Source organism: Paenisporosarcina sp. P4_E4_2, assembly GCF_056401595.1.
In genome coordinates, this window is sequence record NZ_JBFUJC010000445.1 from 1 (window position 1) to 2135 (window position 2135).

At 41.8% G+C, this 2135-nt stretch carries 2 protein-coding genes; one reads left to right on the forward strand and one right to left on the reverse strand.

Going from position 1 to position 2135, the window contains the following annotated elements:
• Window positions 1-967, forward strand: a 967-nt coding sequence (locus tag AC1DSB_RS18450) for an RQC domain-containing protein (RefSeq protein ID WP_477587323.1), incomplete at its 5' end; no start/stop codon positions are given.
• Window positions 968-1352: 385 nt separating this feature from the next.
• Here the strand turns inward: AC1DSB_RS18450 and AC1DSB_RS18455 are convergent.
• The coding region (locus AC1DSB_RS18455) for an MFS transporter (protein ID WP_477587324.1) at window positions 1353-2135 on the reverse strand (783 nt) is incomplete at its 5' end.

The following is a 2135-nucleotide window of genomic DNA, read 5'->3' on the forward strand; positions in this document are numbered from 1 at the left end:
GTACGATGAGGACCGCACCTATGAGCAGGAACGTTTCCTTAAAGATGAAGTTCAGGTGATGGTGGCGACAAATGCCTTTGGAATGGGTATTGACAAATCAAATATACGCTATGTTATCCATTACCAACTGCCGAAAAATATGGAGAGTTATTACCAGGAGGCAGGACGTGCAGGTCGTGATGGATTGCCGAGTGCGTGTGTTGTACTCTATGCCTCACAAGATGTTCAGACCCAACGATTCCTGATTGATCAAGCACAAGACCCAAGTCGTATACCCGGCGAACTCATCAAGTTGCAGGGAATGGTTGACTACTGTCATACAGAAAATTGTCTGCAGCAATTCATCATTCACTATTTTGGTGACACCGATGCAGGCGTTTGCGGACATTGTAGCAATTGCACCGACCAACGGGAAAGTCAGGATGTTACACAAGATGTCCAAATGGTCCTTTCATGCGTCATTCGAATGGGACAGAAATTCGGAAAAATGCTGACAGCCCAAGTACTGACGGGATCCAGAAACAAAAAGGTAATTGAATTTGGATTTGAGAGACTGACAACGTACGGTATATTAAAGCATTACAGTGCGAAAGATGTAGCGAACTTGATGGAGTTCATGATTTCACAGGACTTACTCGCAGTCGAACATGGATCATTTCCAACAATATATGTTACCGAGAAAAGTAAAGAAGTACTGAAAGGGAATCAAAAAGTTCTTCGCAAAGGGGCGATTGTTACCCAACAAGTTACTGACAATGATCCGTTATTTGAAGAACTACGCATCGTGAGAAAGCGATTGGCTGACGAATCAAATGTTCCGCCATTTGTCATCTTCTCGGATAAAACATTGAAAGACATGTGTGCCAAACGTCCGAAAAACGAGGAAGAGTTTCTTGAAGTCAGTGGTGTAGGTGCCAATAAACTTGAGAAATATGGAGTAGCATTTTTAAATGCCATCAATCAATGAGAACTAGGATTTCAGATCATTTCAGATTTTTCGTCCACTTCTTTTTCATAACTGCACTAGCTTTTATGGGAATCCTCTTTGTTGATATGGACAATCTTCAGCGATATGTTCATTTCGATGACATGAAGATGGCAAGCGCCATTATTCGTAGCATCATTAGTTGGATTCATTTGTGGATGGCTTTCCGGTTATTTAAAAGGTTCAAGGACACTCCGACGTGGTTGAAAATAGTACTGGCAGTGCCGTCTTTTTTACTTGCAACATTTTGTGCTGGATTTCTCGTCAGTCTATTTGTCGAGGTTGAGGGATAATACACAAAAAAGGGCTTTTTCCTTCGTCATCATTCATGACGGAGGAAAAGCCCTTTAATTATTGTCGACTTCAGTTACTCTTCTTTTGAAACTTCAAGCTTCTCATTTCCCATGAAATAAACAGCAACGATTGCAATGGCAATCGGGATGAGTGACCAAAGGAAAGTAGCCGAGATGGAATTCGACATGGCATTGATAATGACATCCAAAATGTTTGATGGAATCATCTGTCGTTGTTCGGGTTGGAATACGGTCTGCAAATTGTCAATTGTCTGCGATGCATCTTGACCAGAACCCCCAAGCTTGTCTTGTATTTCATTAGTCATCAATTTTGTTTGCAATGACCCGAATATGGTAATACCCAGCGCCAAACCCAATGACCGGAAAAATGAATTGGTCGAGTTGGCAGAACCGCGATGGCGATAATCCATCTTATGCATACTCGCCGAAGGCAGTAATGAAAATGAAAACCCTACGCCCATCCCAACCAATACCATATACAAAGTAAGTAAAATACGGCTTGTTTCAGGAGAAATTGTCGACATGAATGCCATTCCAATTGCGTAGAAAACTACGGATATAGCCATTATTTTCTGATAGGAAATTTTGGTTTGTGCAATCCCTGCGAATGCACTTCCAGCAACAGATCCAAGTAACATCGGCATCAGAATAATACCGGCATTCGTCGCGGAACCCCCATACACGGCTTGAACAAAAATAGGTATGAAAATCGTCAATCCGACAAATGTAGCACCAAAAATAAATGCGAGTACTTGTGAAGAAGCGAACAGACGGTTTTTGAACATCCAAAACGAAATGATTGGTTCGGATGCTTTCGTTTCTGCCCATAAGAAGAC